15 protein-coding genes are annotated in these 16,748 nt (G+C 63.4%); 6 read left to right on the forward strand and 9 right to left on the reverse strand.

Translation table 11 applies throughout. The features are described 5' to 3' along the window. The first annotated feature begins 1 nt into the window (after nt 1). From nadB to CXY71_RS11740, 5 genes are all read left to right on the forward strand, one after another. Nucleotides 2-1,717: an L-aspartate oxidase gene (nadB, locus tag CXY71_RS11720; RefSeq protein WP_104135786.1), complete on the forward strand. Its 1,716-nt coding sequence runs from the start codon at nt 2-4 to the stop codon at nt 1,715-1,717. Beyond that, nucleotides 1,711-2,589: a carboxylating nicotinate-nucleotide diphosphorylase gene (gene nadC / locus CXY71_RS11725; RefSeq protein ID WP_104135787.1), complete on the forward strand. Its 879-nt coding sequence runs from the start codon at nt 1,711-1,713 to the stop codon at nt 2,587-2,589. The genes nadB and nadC overlap by 7 nt, the downstream gene beginning before the upstream one ends. 4 nt (nt 2,590-2,593) lie before the next feature. Further along, nucleotides 2,594-3,736, forward strand: a complete 1,143-nt coding sequence (locus CXY71_RS11730) for a cysteine desulfurase family protein (RefSeq protein ID WP_104135788.1) — start codon at nt 2,594-2,596, stop codon at nt 3,734-3,736. Nucleotides 3,737-4,449: 713 nt separating this feature from the next. Then, a complete protein-coding gene (locus CXY71_RS11735) occupies nt 4,450-5,670 on the forward strand; it encodes an HNH endonuclease signature motif containing protein (RefSeq protein ID WP_104135789.1) in 1,221 nt (406 codons plus the stop codon). A gap of 147 nt (nt 5,671-5,817) precedes the next feature. Beyond that, nucleotides 5,818-6,552 carry a GntR family transcriptional regulator gene (locus tag CXY71_RS11740; RefSeq protein ID WP_104135790.1) on the forward strand — a complete coding sequence of 245 codons (735 nt, stop codon included), beginning with the start codon at nt 5,818-5,820 and terminating at the stop codon, nt 6,550-6,552. A gap of 5 nt (nt 6,553-6,557) precedes the next feature. Here CXY71_RS11740 and CXY71_RS11745 read toward each other — a convergent pair whose 3' ends face one another. The 7 genes from CXY71_RS11745 to CXY71_RS11775 all read right to left on the reverse strand — a co-directional run bounded on the left by CXY71_RS11745 (nt 6,558) and on the right by CXY71_RS11775 (nt 13,692). Continuing rightward, nucleotides 6,558-7,355: an ATP-binding cassette domain-containing protein gene (locus tag CXY71_RS11745; RefSeq protein ID WP_104135791.1), complete on the reverse strand. Its 798-nt coding sequence runs from the start codon at nt 7,353-7,355 to the stop codon at nt 6,558-6,560. Continuing rightward, a complete protein-coding gene (locus CXY71_RS11750) occupies nt 7,352-8,392 on the reverse strand; it encodes an ABC transporter permease (RefSeq protein ID WP_104135792.1) in 1,041 nt (346 codons plus the stop codon). Before CXY71_RS11750 ends, CXY71_RS11745 begins: the two co-directional genes overlap by 4 nt. Then, nucleotides 8,389-9,348 carry a sugar ABC transporter substrate-binding protein gene (locus CXY71_RS11755; protein ID WP_104135793.1) on the reverse strand — a complete coding sequence of 320 codons (960 nt, stop codon included), beginning with the start codon at nt 9,346-9,348 and terminating at the stop codon, nt 8,389-8,391. The genes CXY71_RS11750 and CXY71_RS11755 overlap by 4 nt, the downstream gene beginning before the upstream one ends. A gap of 141 nt (nt 9,349-9,489) precedes the next feature. Then, nucleotides 9,490-10,509 carry a sugar phosphate isomerase/epimerase gene (locus CXY71_RS11760; protein ID WP_104135794.1) on the reverse strand — a complete coding sequence of 340 codons (1,020 nt, stop codon included), beginning with the start codon at nt 10,507-10,509 and terminating at the stop codon, nt 9,490-9,492. A 106-nt stretch (nt 10,510-10,615) separates the two neighbouring features. Continuing rightward, entirely contained in the window at nt 10,616-11,386 is a 771-nt protein-coding gene (locus CXY71_RS11765; RefSeq protein WP_104135795.1) for an ATP-binding cassette domain-containing protein, read from the reverse strand. Further along, nucleotides 11,383-12,477, reverse strand: coding sequence for an ABC transporter permease (locus CXY71_RS11770; protein WP_104135796.1), 1,095 nt, complete (start codon nt 12,475-12,477; stop codon nt 11,383-11,385). The genes CXY71_RS11765 and CXY71_RS11770 overlap by 4 nt, the downstream gene beginning before the upstream one ends. Before the next feature lie 162 nt (nt 12,478-12,639). Then, a complete protein-coding gene (locus CXY71_RS11775) occupies nt 12,640-13,692 on the reverse strand; it encodes a substrate-binding domain-containing protein (protein ID WP_104135797.1) in 1,053 nt (350 codons plus the stop codon). 276 nt (nt 13,693-13,968) lie between these two features. Here CXY71_RS11775 and CXY71_RS11780 point away from each other — a divergent pair, with 276 nt between their 5' ends. After that, nucleotides 13,969-14,994, forward strand: coding sequence for a LacI family DNA-binding transcriptional regulator (locus tag CXY71_RS11780; RefSeq protein ID WP_158253071.1), 1,026 nt, complete (start codon nt 13,969-13,971; stop codon nt 14,992-14,994). 9 nt (nt 14,995-15,003) lie between these two features. Here the strand turns inward: CXY71_RS11780 and CXY71_RS11785 are convergent, their stop codons facing one another. Both CXY71_RS11785 and CXY71_RS11790 read right to left on the reverse strand, forming a co-directional pair. Continuing rightward, nucleotides 15,004-15,447: a flavodoxin domain-containing protein gene (locus CXY71_RS11785; RefSeq protein ID WP_104135799.1), complete on the reverse strand. Its 444-nt coding sequence runs from the start codon at nt 15,445-15,447 to the stop codon at nt 15,004-15,006. 13 nt (nt 15,448-15,460) lie between these two features. Next, nucleotides 15,461-16,738, reverse strand: a complete 1,278-nt coding sequence (locus CXY71_RS11790; RefSeq protein WP_104135800.1) for an FAD-dependent oxidoreductase — start codon at nt 16,736-16,738, stop codon at nt 15,461-15,463. Nucleotides 16,739-16,748: the final 10 nt, after the last annotated feature.

A 16,748-nucleotide genomic window follows, 5' to 3' on the forward strand; every position in this document is an offset into this window, starting at 1 on the left:
CATGGCGTCGATTCTCGTCATCGGCAGCGGCCTCGGCGGCTTACTCGCGGCCGTGCGGGCAGCGGATGCCGGCCACCGCGTCGTGCTCGTCACGAAGTCGGTGCTGCCGGAGAGCAACACCCGTTATGCGCAGGGCGGCATTGCCGCCGCCCTGTTTCGCGACGACTCGGTCGACGCCCACGTACTCGACACCCTGCGCGCCGGCGCCGGCCTGTGCGACCCGGCGGCCGTGCGCGTGCTCTGTGAGGAGGGTCCGGCACGGGTGCGCGACCTCATTCGCTTCGGCGTGGACTTCGACCGGGATGAATCCGGCGTGGCCCGCGGCCTCGAAGCCGCCCACTCCCGTTCCCGGGTCGTGCACGCCGGCGGCGACGCCACCGGTGCCGCGGTCGAAGCAGCGCTCGTGGCGACCGTGCGGCGCCGCGCTGCGATCGAGGTGCGGGAGCACACCATGCTCGTCGACCTGATACTTGACCGGGGCGACGTGGTCGGCGCTCGGGTGCTCGGCCCAGACGGCGTGCAGCTTTCGCTGACCGCTGACGCCCTGATCCTGGCCACCGGCGGCGCCGGCGCGCTGTACACGCACACCACCAATCCCTCGGTCGCAACCGGGGACGGGGTGGCGGCGGCGTGGCGAGCGGGGGCATCCGTTACCGATCTGGAATTTTATCAATTTCACCCGACCGCCCTCGCCGTGCCCGGAACGCCGCTGGTATCGGAGGCGGTGCGCGGCGAAGGCGCCGTGCTGCGCGATCAGCTCGGCGGTCGTTTTATGCTCGGCGAGCACCCCGACGCCGAACTCGCGCCGCGCGACGTCGTCGCCCGGGCCATCGCGCGCCAAATGGAGCGGCAGGGCGGCACTCCGGTGCTGCTCGACGCCACCGCGCTCGGACGCACATTGCTCGAAACCCGATTTCCCACCATCACAACGGCCTGCCGGGGAGCGGGTCTGGACTGGGCCGTCGATCCGCTTCCGGTGGCCCCGGCCGCGCATTATTGGATGGGCGGCGTCGAAACGGATGCCTGGGGTCGAACCAGCCTGCCCGGGCTCTTCGCCGTCGGCGAGGTTGCCCGCACCGGAGCGCACGGCGCCAACCGGCTCGCCTCAAACTCCCTGCTCGAGGCGGCAGTGTTCGCCGACCGAGCCGTGCGCGCCCTCGGCGAGCCTTGGCGGATGAGCACGACCGTGACGCCGCTGGCCGTACACTCCCCCGCCGGGGCTACCCAGGTCGACCCTGCCAACGCTACCCAACCAGCATATTTACTCCATTTGCGAGTCCAGGGCGTTGACGCCGTCGGTGACGCAACCCGACCTGCGAAAACAAACCATCCACGAGTCGAGCTGGTCGAGACCGCCAGAACATCACCGTCAACCGATCTCGGCACGCTGGTCAACCGCCAAACCCTGCAGCAACTCCTCTGGGACTCCGCCGGAGTGCACCGCTCCGGCGTCGGCCTCACTGCAGCAGCAGCAGCCCTCGCCGAATGGACGGCCTCCGACGCTACCAGCAGCTCCGTCGCCGCCCTCGAAGACCGCAACCTGCTCGACCTGGCGCGCCTGCTCGTGACCGCCGCCCTGGCCCGCGAAGAGTCGCGCGGCGCACACTACCGCTCGGACTTCACCGACACCCGGCCCGAACTGGCCCGCTCAGTGTCACACGTACGACGCTCGCAATCCCGCACTCTCATTCCGGCCAAGGAGGCCATCGCATGCTGACCACTCACTCCATCGACGTTGTCGTGCAGGCCGCCCTCGACGAGGATGCGCCCTGGGGTGACCTCACCTCGACCGTGCTCATCCCCGAGGACGCCGTCGCGACGGCCAGGCTCGAGGCCCGCGAACCCGGCGTGTTCAGCGGCGGCGGCGTCTTCACCGCCGCCTTTCGCCTGACCGACCCCCGCATCGAGGTTCGCCAGTTCGTCAAAGACGGCGATCGGTTCGAACCCGGCGCCACGCTCGCCGAGGTGGCCGGCCCGGCCCGCGGCATCCTGCAGGCGGAGCGCATCGGTCTGAACTTCGTGCAGCGGATGAGCGGAATCGCCACCCTGACCGCCCGGTACGTCACCGAGACGGCCGGCACCAAGGCCCGCATCGTCGACACCCGTAAGACTACGCCAGGGCTGCGCGCCCTCGAGCGCCAGGCCGTGCGCGACGGCGGCGGCCACAACCACCGGTTCAGCCTCTCCGACACGGTGATGGCCAAGGACAACCACCTCGCCATCCTCGCGGCCGGCCCGCTCGGACTGACCGAGGCGCTGCGCGCGGTGCGCGCGAAGCTCTCGCACACCACCCACTTCGAGGTGGAGGTCGACCGCCTCGACCAGATCGACGACGTGCTCGCGGCCGGCATCGACACGATTATGCTCGACAATTTCAGCCCGGAGGACTTGCTTACAGGCGTGCAGCAGATCGCCGGCCGGGCCATCGTCGAGGCCAGCGGCGGAGTCTCGCTCGACACGGTACGCGACATCGCGGCATGCGGCGTCGACGTCATCTCGGTCGGTGCTCTCACCCACAGCGTGAACTCGCTAGACCTCGGACTCGACATTGCCATTCGAGTCAGCGCGCCGGCCGGATTCGCGCTCTGAGCCCATGATTTACCTGGACAATGCTGCGACGACCCCGGTACGCCGTGAAGCGCTTACGGCCATGTGGCCGCACCTCACGAGCGGCTTCGGCAACCCGTCGAGCCATCACCAGGTCGGCGAAGCGGCCGCTGCCGCGCTGCTGGAGGCGCGCCGCAGCGTCGCCCGGTTCCTTGGCTGCCGCCCCGGCGAAGTGACGTTCACCAGCGGCGGCACCGAAAGCGACAACCTCGCCATCAAGGGAGTCTCCCTCGGCGCCCCGCGCGGCCGCCACATCGTCACCACTCCGATCGAGCACGAGGCCGTGCTCGACTCCTGCGACTATTTGCGCCGACTGCACGGTTTCGAGATCACCCTGCTGCCAGTGGATGCTGCCGGCCGCGTCGATCCCGCTGGCCTCGCCCGCGCGCTCCGCGCCGACACCACCCTGGTCTCGGTGCACTACGCCAACAACGAGGTCGGCACCGTGCAGCCTATTGCGGACCTCGCTCACGTTGCCCGTGACGCTGGCGTACCATTTCACACCGACGCGGTACAGGCCGGTGGCTGGCTCGACCTGAACGTGACGACACTCGGCGTGGACGCGCTGAGCCTGTCCGGCCATAAAATCGGCGCTCCCCCCGGCATCGGAGCGGTTTTTCTGCGCGGCCGCCTCGTGATCGAACCGCTGCTGCACGGTGGCGGCCAGGAGCGCGGCAAACGCAGTGGCACCGAGAACGTCGCCGGAGCGCTAGCCCTGGCGGTGGCGCTGCGCCTGGCCAGCGACGAACGCGCTCTCGCCGCCCAGCGCACCAGCGCCCTCCGCGACGAGTTCATCGCCACGGTGCTGCGCGTGACGCCGTCGGCCCGGCTCACCGGGCACCCAACCGAACGACTGCCGGGCACTGCGTCCTTCGTCTTTCCCGGCACGAGCGGTGAGGCGGTGTTGCTGGAGCTCGAAGCGCGCGGCATCGTCTGTTCGAGTGGGTCCGCCTGCGCGGCCGGAAGCAGCGAGCCGTCGCACGTGCTCACCGCCATGGGCCTGTCGAATGACCTGGCGTTGACCGCGGTGCGGTTCACGCTGGGTGCTGGCACATCGGCGGCGGAGGCGGCCGAGGCGGCGGCATCCGTTGGTGAAGCAGTCGCCGCGGTGGCAAGCCTCGGCGTCTAGGCCGCCCACTAGTGTCCTGACGGGCCACGCGAAACAGCCATTGCTCAGCGCAAAGCGGTCTCGAAAACGCTTTTCTGAGCCGAACGTGACTTCGTACGAAAATCTAAATGTATCTGAGAATCTCTCGACTTTGAGTGGTGGTTTTGATACTATGGAGGCATGAGCCAGCATGGCGATATTCCCCAGCAGGGCCTCGTCGATCCTTTCTTCGCAGCTTACGGCGCGTGGCCGGTAACAGCCAGGGACAGCCTCGATTTCGCGGCGTTTCAGGCCCAGTACGACGCCGACTGGCGGGCCGAAGTGGCGGCTGGAGCCGGACAATACGGCGAGCTCATTGCGCCTGAATGCTTCATTACGGAGGTCGTCGCTCCCGATGCCGGTGTTTCCGAGTTCGCCGACTGCCCGACGATTCCAGCCGGTCTTGACCTGAACGAGGTGTTTCGGGCGGTGTTGCCGACGCATGTGTTCGACGAGGACGTGCGCGAGGAGTTCCTTTACGCCGAGTACCTCCGCACCGAGGGCACCACCGGCGAGCCCGAGGCCGACCCGATTGACCCTGGTGACCCTGGTGACAGTGACACCGCCGACGGTAGCCCGGCGGAGCAGTTGAGTCCGTTTCAGCGTCGGCAGGCGCAGTTCGTGAACCGTGTCCTCTACCTCGAGAAAGTCATCTCGTGGGCGCAAGCCAGTAAGGCGGAGGTTCTCACTGAGGCGTGGCGTGGGATTACACCACCAACACCGCCGAGACCGGCCGGCCCCAGGCCGGGCCGCAACACGAGCACGACTGGGACGCCACCTTTGCCGCCCAGCAAGGACTCGTCGCAGAAATGGCGTGCGCGCTGCGTATCCCCGCCGGTACCGCCTCCGGCCTCCTCCACGAGAGCCGCGTGCTGGTGGAGTCTCGCCCGCAGACCCTGGATGCGCTTCGCAGCGGGAAAATCTCCCTGCGCCACGTGCGGCGGGTCCTCGAACAGCTCGACTCCGTGCCCCGGGCTGCCCGGGCCGAAATGGAGGCACTGCTGCTGCCGCACGCCCATAAACTCACCGCGTCCCAGTTCGACGGCAGGGCCCGCAAACTGCGCGAACGGTTCCACCCCGACAGCATCACCGTTCGCCGTGCCAAGTGTCTGGCCGACCGCAACGTCGCGTTCTACCCGGATAAGGACGGCATGGCCACGCTCTGGTTGCGTGCGGCTGGAGAAGACCTTGAAGGTATCTATACCCGGGTTACCGATGCTGCCATCAGCTTGCAGGGCCCGGGCGAACCTCGCACCCTCAGCCAGCTGCGAACAGATGTCGCCATCGACCTACTGGAGTGCGGCGTCACCAGCACCGGCCTCGGCGCCGGACTCACCGCCAATGTCAACGTCACCGTCCCCGTCCTCACCCTCATGGGCACGAGCGACGAACCCGCCGAACTCGAAGGCTACGGCCCCATCGACCCGGAGACCGCCCGCCGCCTCGCCGGGACCGCCACGAGTTTCCTGCGCATCCTCACCCACCCGCACACCGGCATCGTCCTCGACGTCAGCACAGAACCGTTCCGGGTGCCCATCGCGCTGAAAAAATACCTACGATTACGCGATGGAACCTGCCGGTTCCCCGGCTGCAACCGCTCTGCCGGCCACAGCGACCTCGACCACACCGTGGATAAACAATTCGGCGGCCCCACCACCGCCACCAACCTGCACTTCCTCTCTCCCGCCCACCACAACCTGAAGCACTTCTCCGACTGGAAGCCCATCGCTGACCCCGACGGCACCCTCCACTGGACCAGCCCCGCTGGCAAGCACTACGCCACCGACCCCGCCGCCCGCATCAGCCCCCACCTTGAACAAACCAGCTCACCCGCACCAACCACGCCCGCCGAACCACTAAGCGATCCATGGAACTACGTCTGGAATACCGACGATCCCAACCCGCGGCCGTTCTAGCGTCGTGCGCCCTTCCTTCGATCGTTAAGTGGTTGTCTGATACCTGACGATCGACAGCATGACCTGATATTGTCATGACAATTGGCCAAACCGATTGGCTTGTCAGTGAGGTATCAGTTGAGCGCGAAGGAAGAAAATACCCTCCCGATGGGAATGTTCATGGATCTGAACCGGTCGGGCCCGATTCCGCTGTATTTTCAAGTCTCCCAGCGCATCGAGAAGGCCATTCTCAGCGGCGAGCTGCCGGCCGGATCACGCCTGGAGAACGAGGTCGCCCTCGGCCAACGGCTGGGCCTCAGCCGTCCAACCGTGCGCCGCGCCATCCAGGAAATCGTCGACAAGGGTCTACTGGTACGCCGCCGCGGCATCGGCACCCAGGTCGTGCACGGCCAGGTGACGCGCAAGGTCGAACTGACCAGCCTCTACGACGACCTCACCAACACGCATAAGGTGCCCTCGACGCATCTTCTCGCGCTCGAAACCCGGACAGCAGATGCGAAAACGGCCGAGCGTCTCGGCGTGGCCGAGGGCAGTCCTACCCTGTACATTCGGCGCGTTCGCCTGGCCGATGCCGTACCCGTCGCCGTGATGGAGAACTGGCTTCCCGAGGAGTTCATCGGCATCGAGCCCAATGATCTCGTCGCGCACGGCCTCTATCAGGTGCTGCGCTCGCGCGGAGTGACGATGCGCGTCGCCCGCCAGCACATCGGAGCCCGCAAGTCCACCAACGAAGAGTCCATGCTGCTGGAGATTGAGAAGAACGCTGCGCTCCTCACGATGGACCGTACGGCGTTTGACAACTCGGGTCGCGCGGTCGAGTTCGGCCAGCATTGCTACCGCCCCGACCTGTACTCCTTCGAAGTGACGCTGGTCGAGAAATAGCACGGCTAGGAGCGAGCGAGCTCGTGCGCTAGCGCGTCGAGTTCTGCTCCGCCAGCCATGAGCTTGGTCATCTCCTCGATAGTGATCTCGCTCTTCTTGAAATCGCCAAGGCTGGTTCCGCGCTTGAGCAGCAGAAATCGGTCGCCGACGGGATACGCGTGGTGCGGGTTATGCGTGATGAACACCACGCCCAGACCGCGATCCCGAGCCTGCGCGATGTACTTGAGCACCATACCGGCCTGCTTGACGCCCAGGGCTGAGGTCGGCTCGTCGAGAATGACGACCTTGGCGCCGAAGTACACGGCTCGCGCGATGGCCACCGACTGGCGTTCACCACCCGACAAAGTTCCAATCAGCTGGTCGACATCCCGCAGGTCGATGCCCATCTTGGCAAGCTCTTCCCTGGTGATCCGGCGCATGCCCTTGACGTCCAAATGGCTGAAAGGACCAATCCCACGAGTCACCTCCGACCCCAGAAAGAAGTTGCGCCAGACCGGCATCAGCGGAACCACGGCGAGATCCTGGTAGACCGTCGCGATCCCCAAATCCAGGGCCTCACGCGGGCTGCCGAAGGTGCGCTCGACCCCGTAGGCGAGAAGCTTCCCCTGGGTGTGCGCGTGTGCTCCGGACAGAATTTTGATGAGCGTCGACTTACCGGCACCATTATCCCCCAGCACACAGAGGACTTCACCGACCCCGACCGAGGCCGACACACCCTGCAGCGCCAAAATGGAGCCGTAGGTTTTTCCGATGTCTCGAACTTCAAGAATGGGCAGGGCAGCGGATACCTCTGCGTGCGTCATGAGCGAACTCCTGCCTGGCGGCGAACATAAAGGTTGACCAGCACAGCGAGCAGCAGCATCCCACCGAGGAAGGCCTTGAGCCAGTTGTTATCCCACTGGGCGAACACGATGCCCTGCAGGGTCATGCCGTAGATGAGGGCGCCGAGCGCCGCACCGATGGCCGAACCGTAGCCGCCGGTCAGCAGGCATCCGCCGACCACCGCGCAGATGATATAGATGAACTCCTGGCCGATGCCGGTGGTGGCCTGAACGGTCGATACATCGAAGAGCTGCAGCATTCCGACTAGCCAGCCGGCACCGGCCGTGGTCATGAACAGGCCCATTTTGACCTTCATCACCGGCACGCCGACCTGGCGGGAGCTGGTGATCTGTCCACCGACCGCGAAGATCCAGTTTCCCGACCGGGTGCGCAGCAGAATCCAGGTGGCGAGAGCGGTTATAGCGAGCCACCACACGATAGAGATCTTCACGTCCATGCCGAACAGGCTAAACAAGGAGCCGAAGAACACTCTGACGGCGTCGAAGCCGGGCACTGCGCCCATACCCTGAATCGACACGGTGCCGGTGATGATCTTCGTGACGGCGAGGTTCACCCCCTGCAGAATGAAGAACGTGGCGAGCGTCACGATGAAACTCGGCAGACCCGTCTTCATCACCACGAAAGCGTTTGCCGCACCGATGGCCAGGGCAATCGCCAAGGCAATTACGAGGGCGAGCCAGATATTGACGCCCCACTCGGTCGTAACGATTCCAACGATCAGTCCCGTCGTGCCGACCATGGCACCGGCGGAGAGATCGAACTCTCCGCCGATCATGAGCAGGGCCACCGCGACGGCCATGATGCCGAACAGGGATGCGGAGTAGAGCCAGGTGGCTACGCCCGCCGGCGTCAGAAACGCCTGCGTCGAGACCGAAAAGAACATGAAAATGGCAAGGGCGGCAACTGCTGCGCCGACCTCGGGTCGGCGCAGCAGCGTTTGGATCAAACCGGCGGGCTTGATCCGTTCATCGGTCACCGCGGGTGCGGTGAGTGTCATCGCGTTCCATTCTTCGCGAACTTCGCGACCTGATCTGCATTGTCCTTCGTGACGAAGCCCGGGCCGGAATAGACCGGTAGACCACCGCCGACAACGTCGCCGTTGCGCGCCTGCAGGGTGAGGAAGGCCACGGGGAGATAGCCCTGGGAGTATGGCTGCTGATCAACGGCAAATAAGATCTTGCCGTCGAGGATGAGCTGGGTAACGTCGGAGGATACATCGAAGGTCGCCAATTGAGCCGTGCTGGCAGCTTCTTCGATGGCCTGGCTGGCCGCGACGGCGATGCCCGGGTTCAGGGTGAGCACACCATCAATGGACGAGTCGGCAAGAAGGCTGCTCTTAATCGTGTTCTGGGCGTCCGCGATGTTCGCGACGTCGACCTGAACGTTGCTGACCGTGCCTCCGAGGGTATCAGCTGCTCCGTCGCAGCGTTCTTCCAGTCCGGTGTTGCCGGCTTCATGAATGATGCAGATGACGTTGCTGACGCCGGCTACGGCGAGTTGCTCGCCCGCGCCCTGGCCGGCGATGAACTCACTCTGACCGATGTGAGTCTGAGCACCGAATTCCTTGGACTGGTCGAGGCCGGAGTTGATGGTAATTACCGGAATTCCGGCGGCGACCGCCTTTTCAACTGCATTCTGGACACCGTCGGGGTTGGCCATCGAAACGATAAGGCCGTCCGGATTCGTGGCGATGGCTGCGTCGATCAGCTGGCTCTGCTTCACCGGGTCGCCATCGCCCTGGTACGTGACAGTCACCCCGAGGTCGGTGCCGGCCTGCTCGGCGCCGCTTTTGACCACGTCCCAAAAGGTATCCCCCGGGGAGCCGTGGGTGACCAGGGCGATGACAATCTCAGCGGATGCGGCGGTCATCGTGTCTCCTGAGGTGGCCGTGCATCCAGCCAGAGCCAAGGGAACGACGATGAATGCGGCGAGCCAATTTCTGTTCTTCTTCATATCTGCAACCTTCGTTGCATTTATTCTCGCCTGTCGATCATGAAATCGACGCACTCAATCCAAATCACAACCTCCGGTCCGATACTTTCTCGACAGAGCCGACGCCTGTTCCTCGGCACGCGACTCGTATTTTGGCGACCACTACCGTGTCCCGCGCTCCTCTGCAACCGGCACCCCGGCGAGGGCGACGCTCAACGTACCGACCGCGACGCGAAGCCCTTCGAGCTGGCCCAGGGACGCGTCCTCGTGCTCGATGGCGAGGTCGGTCTCGGGAGCAACCCGGGCGAGCGTCGCGACGAAACGATTCCAAAAATCCTGGTCGTGTCCGAGGCCAACGGCCACGAAATCCCACGCTGAGTCTTTCGGCCATTCGCACAGCGTGTATTTACCGCCGAGAGACAGCGGATGCTCCGCTGCGGGTACCCGACGAAACCGGTCGTCGAGCACACCGTGAATACTGACCGCCTCATTGATTCGAATGTCTTTGGCGGCAGCACAGTAGACCAGCTCACCGAGGTATTCCATAGCCTTGATCGGATCGATCTGTTGCCAGAACAAGTGTGAGGGGTCCATTTCGGCCCCCACGTGGGTCGCATCGATGGCATCGACCAGGCGCATGAGTGTCGAGGGGTTGAACACGACGTTTTGCGGGTGCATTTCGATGGCTACCTTCACGTCGTGCGCTGCGGCAAACTCGTTAACGCGGCGCCAATAGGGAATCACCACGTCGTGCCACTGATAGTCGAGGGTGTCCATATCAACGCTGTTCCACGGGTTGACCGCCCAGGCCGGGCGCAGTCCCTCGTCGTGCGCCGCTGGCAGCCCCGACATCGTGATCACGCGTTTCACTCCGAGTCGGTGCGCCACCGAGATGGAGGTGAAGACATCCTGCCCCTGAACCAGGCCGACCTCAGGATCGGGATGGAGGGGGTTTCCGTTGCAGTTCAGAGCGGTGAGCTTGATGTTTCGTTCGGCGAACAAGCCGAGATAGTTGTCTCGGGCGCTGTCACTGGACATGACAGCATCGATTGGTAGATGCCGCGACGGGAGAAATCCGCCGGAGTTGATCTCAGCACCGTTCAAGCCGAGGTCAACCAGGGCATCGAGAGCCTCCGGCAGTTCGCGGTCGTGCAGGATTGCTGTGTATACGCCGAGTTTCATGTTCATCTCCAGGAGTGATAGTTCGCAGTAGGTCTGAAATCTGTTGCCGCACAACTGACAAAGGCCCCGACGTTTCCGCAGGGGCCGCTGTCAGCAAATTCTTTTCCTAGAACGATCCCTCACGGAATCGCGCTAGACCCACTGCGCCCTCGACAACGGCGGCGGTCAGTTCCTCGACGCTCGTGTCTTCGCGACGGGCGTCCAAGATCTTCTTGCCGTGGTTCATCACGATGTGACGGTCACACACCTGGAAGGCGTGGTGCAGGTTGTGGGTGACGAGCACGGAGCTCACCCCTTCGCCCTTCAGCTGGGTCAGGTAGCCCAGCAGCGCCTCGGTGGCACGAACGGCCAGAGCCGAGGTGGGCTCATCGAGAATGAGCAGACTGCGCTTGAAGTGCACCGCCCGGGCAATGGCGACGGCCTGCGCCTGACCTCCCGAGAGTGAACTCACCAGCTGCTTGGGGCTCTTGATTCCCTCGATGGTGACGACGCTGTCGAGAACTTCGGCAGCAACGGCATCCATTTCTTTCATCTTCATGAAGCCGAACCGGTTGGTGACTTCACGGCCCATGAAGATATTGCGGGTAATCGTCATCTGGGGAACGAGGGCGGAATCCTGAAAGATGGTTTCCACACCCAACTTCTCGGTGACGTTTCGGTTCATTTTTTCGATCTTCTGGCCGTCCCAGAAGAAATCGCCGACGGTCGAATCCACGACGCCCGACATGATCTTGACCAGGGTGGACTTTCCAGCACCGTTATCACCGAGCAGGCCGACAACTTCGCCCTTGCCAATTTCAAACGACACGTCCTTGAGTACCGTATTGGGACCGTATTTCTTGGATACGCCCTCGATTCGAAGCAGTGCCTCGCTCATCGCGCTTTCCCTTCCATGAGCTTGTTGAAGATCGCCGCGATAACGATGGTGACGCCGACGAACAGGGTGATGTAAAAGCCAGGTGCCTTGGCGAGCAGAAGTCCGTTACGGATGAGTTCGATCAGCGCAGCACCAACGATAATGCCGATAACACTGCCGCGCCCACCCGTCAGCGATGTGCCACCGACGACTGCGGCGGCGATCGCAAAGAGCGTGAAGTCTTCGGTGGCGGTACCACCGGGCTGAATCGACGAGGTGCGCACGGCAATCAGGATGGCTGCGAAGCCGACCAGCCCGCCAAAAATGGCGAACGACATGAGCTTGACGCGTTTGGTCTTGATCGAGATGGCCTCGGCCGCGGCCGGGTTGCCACCAACGGCGAAGATGTGGTTGCCGAGTTTGTGGCGGTGCATGAAGAACCAGGCCAGAACACCGATGATCAGCAGCCACACCAGCTGGGACCGGAACGAACCGAAGTTGTGTGCGAACAGGTACTCCATGGTGCCTTCGCGCGAGGTCGTCAACGCGGCGGGTGAGGTGCCGTTGATGAAGATGCCGGCACCCATCCAGAAGAAGCTCATGCCCAGCGTGGCGATGAAGGAAGGGATCTTCGTGTAGACAACGATAATGCCGTTGACGAGCGCTACGGCGACACCCGTGGCAATGCCAGCAGCAATGCCGAGCCACAGTCCGGCGGCTTCCGAGGTCTTAATGAACACGATGGCGCTGAGCGTGATGTTCGCGCCCAGCGAGAGGTCGAATTCTCCGGCAATCATCAGGATGCCAGCGGCGAGCCCGAGGATAGCCAGCACTGGCACACTCTGCGAGATCACACCCGATAAGTTGTTCGGGTTGAGAAAGGCGAAGCCGGTCGGGGAGATCAGGCTTGCGGTGACATATCCCGCAAGGAGCACGATCAAAACGATGCTGATTTCGAGTGCGCCACGACCGCGAATGAACTGTAGGTTGTAGTTCATCCGGCCGAAAAGCGAATCTGGCTCACCGGACGGCTTGCGCTTGAGCGAGATAGCCTCGGTCGGAAGCGGCACTTCGAGGATGGGGCCTCTACGGCCGGGGGTTTTGTCTGACATGGCTTCTTTCCTTTGAGCACACGAGATGAAGGTGCCGGGAAGTTTTTGAGGTGTGGGGTGGAACCAGGGCCGATCGACGAGCTGACGATCGGCCCTGGCCTCTGTGATTGAACTACAACCGCGTGGAGCTACTGACTAATGCCAGCCATGCCGCGCCACTAACTACCAGCGGATGCCCTGAAGGTCCTTAGCTTCGATGTTGTCGACGTTATCCGTGGTGATCAGACCGGTACCACCGGAGTTGATGTTCGCCGGCGAGAAACCGAAGTCCAGCGAGAGGACACCCTGCATGGTGGACTGGAAGCCCTGAACGTAGCCCTGCTGGTCAGCCGTTGCGAGGATGACGCCATCCTTCAAACCCTGAACGATCTGCGGAGCGGTATCAAAGCCAATGATCGACACATCGGAGAGACCGGCTGCTTCAAGAGCGGCGGGCAGGTTACGGTGCGGGGTGCCACCGACGGGGATAACAGCCTTAACATCGGGGTTTGCAACGAGCCAGGAGGTCAGCGCGTCGAGAGCACCGGCATCGTCGCCACCCACTCGAAGCCACTGCTCCTGCGGAAGAACGCCTATGCCAGCCGCGTCGAGAACGTCGAAGGCTCCGCCACCACGCTGCAGTGCGTAGGGCTGGTCGGGCTCTTCAGCCGTGATGAGCACCTTGTCACCGGTCGAGACCTTGCCGGAGTCGAGAAGCGCCTGGCCGACGATGCCGCCGACTTCATAGAAGTCCTGGCCGACAAAGCCGGAGACGCATTCACCGGCAGTATCGGGTGCTGGAACATTGTACGAGATGACGGTGATTCCGGCATCGTGTGCCTGGCAGGCAACGTCAACCCAGGCTTCGCCCTCGTTGAAGGGCATGAAAATCACCGCCGGGTCAGTGGCGATTGCGGTCTGAACCAGGGTCACCATGGTGGCGGGGTCGGCGTCAGCCGTCTGGTGGGTGAGGTTGAGGTTACCGAGCTTGGCGGCATCCTCTGCACCGGCAAGGATCTGTGCCCAGAAGGCGTCTGATGCCGGGTTGTAGTAGGTGATGAAGTACGCGTCGCGGTTTTCGCCGCGGGCTCCGAATCCGGACTCGAGGCCGGAAGCGCTGGAGTCGGCCGCTTTTGTTTCAGTTCCACTTGCGGTACAGGCTGCCAAGCCGAGCATTGCCGTGCTCGCGATAGCCACGGCGACCAGGCCGCGCTTGGTGTTGAGAGTGAGTTTCACGTCGTTGTGTCCCTTTCAAAAGAACGGATTGTGAGTTGTGCGCTCCTGCCGGGGGAAGGGCAGCTGCACTGCAAATGACTGGCGGTAGCGGGGGACCGAGTGACGACAGATTCTTTGTTAGGACATTCTTACGTCATAAACTCGAGCGGCACAAGTCCTGAAATTATCGAGTTGGGCATCCGTTATCAAACGGTGACAAATGGAGCGGTGATTTGTGCAGACACGCGGCGTAGCGACCGGGACGTTACGATGACCTTTGCGTCGAAAGGAACCACAGTGACCGACCAATCATCGCCGACCGCAGGTCTGCGCCCGGCGACCATGGCCGATGTCGCGCAGCGGGTCGGAGTGTCTCGCCAGCTCGTAGGGCTCGTGTTTCAAAATGCCACGGGAGTCGGTGCCGATACCCGGGAAAGAATCCTGGAAGCCGCTCGGATTCTTGGCTACAGTCCAAACACGGCGGCCCGCGCCTTGCGCGCCGGTTCGACCAAATACATCGGGGTCATCTTCGATCCCGCTCACTCGGCCCCGGTCGAGATCATCGAATGGCTCTACGCCGTCGCTCACGAATCCGGCTACCGGCTTGTGGTCAGTGCGCTCACGCCGATTAGGGACGAAAGCGAGGCGATAACCGAGATCGTCGGCCATCGATGTGAGGCGCTCATCCTGATTGCCCCGCGTTCCTCACCGGAGCTACTGCGCCGCGCCGCCGGACAGATTCCCATTGTGGTCATCGGCCGGGGCATCCCCGACTGTGACTTCGACCTCGTCCGTTCGCAGGGCGACAGCGGAATCGAATCCGCCGTTATGCACTTGGCCGGCCTCGGCCATACCGAAATCGTGTACGTGCACGGCGTCGACATGCTTGACGGCACGCTGCGGCTCTCCGGCTACCGTGCGGCCGTGCAGCGACTCGCCCTCACCGAGCAGATTCTCGAAGTTCGGGGCGACTACACCGAAGAATGCGGGGCTAGCGCCGCACGCATCCTCCTTGCCGGCGCGGTGCTCCCGACCGCCATTGTCTGCAGTAACGACCAAGCCGCCCTCGGCCTCAGTTACACCCTTGCGGCCGCCGGCGTGCGCATTCCAGCTGATGTCTCGATCACGGGATTTGATGACAACCGCGTCGCCCGGTTGTCGTTCATGAACCTCACGACGGTGCGTCAAGACCCCCGAGAGGTCGGCGCGGCTGCCATGGCCGCGGCCATTACTCGAATCACCGACACGGGTGCCGCAGGCTCGCAAGTCTTCACGAGTGCCCGGCTCGTCGTCCGCGGCAGCACGGCCGTGCCGTCTCGGTAGCCCGCGCGGTTACACCAGCACAAGTAGTTCGCGAGCCCATTCGACCGCGCCGTCATTCGGAAGTGATCCGTCGCAGGCGTCATGACGACCGTATACTCCTACCCGTTTCGCCCCGAGTTCGGTGAGTCGGCGGTCAATGATTTCGCTGCCTTGACTGTAGGTCTCATACGTGCTGTTGCCGAGACCGAACATGGCGTAGCGGATACCCGACAAATTCGGCCGCTCGCTGTTGAGCGCTTCGAACAGGGGCGTCGCCCCGCCTGGGAGTTCTCCGTCGCCGTGCGTGGAGCACACGACGAGGTAGAAATTTTCGGCATCGAAATCGGCGACGTCGAAATCTGACATGTCGTAGACGGAGACCTCCCGCTCTCCCTCCAGCTCGGCGGCCAGGTCTTCGGCGACCAATTCGGCATTGCCGGATTCGGTTCCGTACAAGATGACAGTTGTGCTCATGAGCGTTCCTATGTTAAAGGTCGTGCGGGCGAGGGCGATGCGGGCAGTTCAGAGTCGGGAGGTTCAGTCCGGAAAACCCGGGCTTTCCCGGGAAAAATTCGCCAGCGTCGGCAGCTGCACCGATGACATCAGCCACCATCTTCGCGTCAGTGCGGTTGGCAGGAATGGTGCCCTGCGGCCCGCGACGGAGCCAACCGACGCAAAACAACCCCGGTCCGAGGCGTCCGATATCGAGGTCGCTATCGTGCGACTCGTGGGCCTGGCGACGCACTGGGGCATCTTCTGCTTCGAAGAAGCCAATGGCGGTCAACACTGAGTCGACGGCGAGCCGGAGCGAGGACTGGATACCATCGGCACTGCGAAAGATAAGGGCCTCAACGGTGTCGTCGCCTTCGATCCGCTCCGGCACCCAACCAAAATGAAATTGTACCGTGCGGTCAGAGCCCGCGGCAGCATCCGTATTTTGAGCGCCGTCAACGGCCGATGCGGCCGCGAGCAGGTTAAGAAGCGCGTCACATTTAGCCGAGTCCCGAGGCTCCGTGTCGGCGTCGTGGAGTTCACTGGGATCGGCCAGAAAACGCACGTTGGGAATTCTCGCCAACTCGCGGATCATCGCAGGATCGAATTGTGCTCGTGAGAGGCTGGATCGTCCCACGATGTCGATGTGCCGCACCGGCCCGGCAGCGATGGCATTGACGACTTCATCGGCCACGCCATGGCCACGAAGTTCCTCCGGCGACATCAGGAACATTCGGAGCAGGTCAACGGCCACATTGCCCTGCCCGACGATCGCGATACGCGAGCCGAATACCACACCGTTGGCACTCTCGTCGGGGTGACCATTGATCAGGCGGGTGACTCGTCCCGAACCGTATATTCCAGCCAGAGCCGCACCGGTGACGTCGGCGCCGGCCGGTAGAGTCGTGGCCCGGGGAGCGTTGCTGGTGGCACCGGGGATTTCGAGGGCTCGGTCGGCAGAGAGGCCGGTCGCGAGCACGGTAACGTCAAAGGCTTCACGCAGCTGGTCCACCGTGATGTGCCGACCGATTTCGGTCCCGCCGACAAAGCGCACCCCACTCTGCTCAAACAGGCGGTCGAACTGCCGGGCCACCGCTTTCGTGCCGGTGTGATCGGGCGCCACGCCGTAACGCACGAGTCCGTAGGGAAGATCCAAACGATCGAAGATCACGATTTCGGAAGTGGGCCAGCGCTTGCGCAGGAAATGCGCGACGTAACAACCCGACGGTCCACTGCCGACGATGGCGATGGAGTGCGTCGCGGGGGCAAACACGGCTAACTCC

Source organism: Cryobacterium sp. Y62, from assembly GCF_002929785.1.
Classification (GTDB): Bacteria; Actinomycetota; Actinomycetes; order Actinomycetales; family Microbacteriaceae; genus Cryobacterium.